Origin of the sequence: Enterobacter cloacae complex sp. OE43NF (genome assembly GCF_023544405.1) — a bacterium.
Classification (GTDB): Bacteria; Pseudomonadota; Gammaproteobacteria; order Enterobacterales; family Enterobacteriaceae; genus Enterobacter; species Enterobacter cloacae.
Map to the genome: position 1 here is coordinate 1 of NZ_JAMJFW010000106.1, position 3,075 is coordinate 3,075.

General features: G+C 50.2%; 4 protein-coding genes. All 4 read right to left on the reverse strand.

Annotated features, from left to right (window positions below):
* Positions 1 to 712: replication initiation protein (locus tag M8370_RS23000; RefSeq protein ID WP_250021832.1), on the reverse strand; the 712-nt coding region annotated here is incomplete at its 3' end.
* A 920-nt stretch (positions 713 to 1,632) separates the two neighbouring features.
* Complete coding sequence (locus M8370_RS23005; RefSeq protein WP_025714791.1) at positions 1,633 to 2,043, reverse strand: helix-turn-helix domain-containing protein; 411 nt, start codon at positions 2,041 to 2,043, stop codon at positions 1,633 to 1,635.
* A complete protein-coding gene (locus M8370_RS23010; RefSeq protein ID WP_025714792.1) occupies positions 2,043 to 2,234 on the reverse strand; it encodes a Rop family plasmid primer RNA-binding protein in 192 nt (63 codons plus the stop codon). Before M8370_RS23010 ends, M8370_RS23005 begins: the two co-directional genes overlap by 1 nt.
* Positions 2,235 to 2,705: 471 nt before the next feature.
* Positions 2,706 to 2,897 carry a Rop family plasmid primer RNA-binding protein gene (locus M8370_RS23015; RefSeq protein ID WP_001041614.1) on the reverse strand — a complete coding sequence of 64 codons (192 nt, stop codon included), beginning with the start codon at positions 2,895 to 2,897 and terminating at the stop codon, positions 2,706 to 2,708.
* Between the last annotated feature and the right edge of the window lie 178 nt (positions 2,898 to 3,075).

Here is a 3,075-nt window from a genome sequence, read left to right on the forward strand (position 1 = left end):
GAGTCCATTTAGCAATACTTTTCGCAATACCGTTCACCTCATTTTCATCAAGAGGGCTCGAAAATTGCAGATTGTAGGCACTGGCACGTTCATAGCAGGCTTGCAGCCACTGCTCATACTCCGGCCAGCCCTGGCGGATCGCCCGGTATGCCCACTTGCGGGTTTTATCGAACAGAGTGCAGTTACGGCCTAAACCATAGTCGGCGACGATTTCTTTGTCGTTCGCGGCACTCAGGTCGAGCGAGTCGGCCAGCCAGTCCAGCGTGTAGAGTTCCGGCTGCCACACGGCGATTTTCCAGTGGCCGTGGTTCGGATTTTTGCAGATTAGTCCCGAATACCCCTCGTCAGCCTCTAATTTTTTACGCAGCGCGTTCTCCACGGCGGCGGCGTAGCGCAGCGGCTTCATTTTTCCGTCAGGAGCGGTGCGTACCGGGGTTTCCAGCGCGTACAGCAGGTGCGCATGTCCGTTTTCCGGGTTGGTGATGGTCAGCGTGGGCGCAGGCGCGTTCCGGTCGCTCCAGTCGATGGCCGCACCGGTGCGATCGACGTCGAATCCCAGCCAGAACATGGCGTGCGGCTGGTTGAACTGGATGTATTTCGCCAGGATCGCGCGCTCTTTCCCGGCGATGCGCACGCCGAAGTGCAAATCGTCCGAGAAGTACGGTTTGTTTGGGAGACGGTCGTTAAAAAGATCGAGGGGGGGCTTAGTCACTCACGCCTGAACTTATGGCGGGCTGTTGTCTTGCTGGGTGCATGTGCTAGTATCCTTCTTAGGAATTTAGTCCTGCGCCCTCGTTATCGTGATCTTCCGCCAAGTTGATTGCACGATTTCGGGGGCGTTTGCTTTCTGGGGTTAAAACTACACCCAGTTCAGGCACTTGTCGACCTCCCCCCGATTTACCATAACATCTGTTATCAGCACCGCCTCAGGCGCCCTCAGCGCGTTTCTGACGGGAAACCGGCAAAACAGGCAGCAAACCACCCGAAAACCCGCCAGAAACGCGCAGGCTCTGTTTTTACGGCATGCATGAGTATGCGCGCAAGTGCATAGCGCGGAAATTCACGCCATTCAGCCGGGGTAAGTCCTGTTTCCGATGTTCTTCTTACCCGAAAACGGTGAACGGGGACGCAATTTATTGCGTGGCCGTGAAGCGTTGCCGGCGCAGCCGGAAAACCGGTTTTCAGCACGTTCAGGAATCGGGTTCGTCGACGGCCTGCAATCACGTTATGGCAAGTCGCCGGACGACTCACCACACGATTCACCGGCGATTCGACTCGTGACTTGACTCTAGAGTCACCACGGTCAAAAAAACGCCAAAGCGACGATTCGACTCTAGAGTCAAGTCGTCATAAGTTACTGATAGTGTGGAGTGAGTCGTCGATGACTCTATGACGAGTCGTCGGTAAGTCGTACACGAATCACCGACGACTTGGATTGACCTTACAGAAGGTAATACTGCGTAATTTAATAAAACCTAACCAACTGATAATAAGGAGTTATCTGCAAAATTTTAATTTTGCGTGGTGTGTGGGTATTTTTCGTGGTGAGGAGTGTTCCCGGATCTGGCGATTTTTGGGAAGGTTCAGGAACGCCCCGGGATGGCCGGAGAGGAAAACTCAAGCATGGCGGGATCAGGATTTTTTCCAGAATTTCCACCACGGGGAATGGGGTGGTGAAGAAGGTTCGTGCTTGTGCTCCAGAAGCTGCATAGCCTGACGAAGGGAATCAATATGCTCATCTCGAGCCTTAACAGCCCCTTTAAGACCATCGTTTTCAGCTTCAAGTAAAGCGATTCTATGTTGTAAATCATGTAAACCAACGCTGTTAATACCTGTAGATTCTGCGTCACTTTTTACATCATCGATGACACCATCAAGAGAACCAAACACCCTAATAAGCTCTGATGTATCAATAACTTTAATACTCTTCCCGTGCTTTACAACAGAGGTGTAACTTAACTTACCACTGTTAATCATCTTGTAAATAGTAGGGCGACTAACCTTAACAAGCCGTGCTGCTTCACTAATAGACACTCTGGCCATCAGTTACCATCCAGTAATTCATCCAGTCTCGAGGACAGTGTACGGAAAAGATGCTCCGCATCATCGTGGAGTTTCTCACAGAGGTCGGCCTCAGCATCGAGATCAAGCTCGTTAAGCTTCTCCAGCAGGAGCAGAGACTGATTCTGGATGAATTTAGCCATGTTCAGCGCTGTTTTCTGTTGTTTCGTCATAAGGGACCTCAGAGCATCAGTGCTCAGTGTAAAACCGGTAAGGGGGTCGGATGTACGAATGGTTCAGAGAACGGATCTGAGGTAATCCTGTAGTTATTTTGTAGTTTATCTGTAGTCATCGCACTAAAAATCAGGATTAAGTCATCAACTTTTGTAGTCTTCCTGTAGTTTACCTGTAGTCCGGAAAAATAATCCGTTCATGCAGGCATGAACGATACAGTGAGGAACGCTTTTTTTGTCACGATCTCCCCTTAACCTGCGTAAATCACCCGCCATGATTGATTATTTTTCAACCTCAAAATGGTCATACACCTAACGCAGCTGCGATTTTCATCGCAACTTCATGAAAAATAAATAAAAAAGAAAAAATACAGGGATTCTGGGTATTACCGGGGTAATAATGTTAAGCGCTAACACAATGAAAATTAAGGCGATGCCGGTATTACTCCGGTAATACTTAGAACGGAGACATTACGCACCGTCCTGCTGCTCATTCAGGCGCGCTGACAGGCTTCGGTAAAGGCGTTCCGCATCCTCATGGAGTTTCTCGCAGAAATCAGCCTCATGATCCAGATCCAGCTCATTAAGCCTGTCCAGAAGAAGCAGGGACTGATCCTGGATGAATTTAGCCATGTTAACGGCAGTCTTTTGTTGTTTGTTCATGAAGGCCCCGGCGCGAAAGTGCTTACTGTACGTTCTGATGGTTTTCCGCTTCCTCGCTCATTCGCTCACTCCGTTCGGTCATGAGTCTGCGGCGAGCGGAGGGAGGATAAGCAGATAACGTAACGGTAAGCATAACGAAAGCTAAGGACGAGGGCGAAAAGGCCAGGCCCCGCCGGGG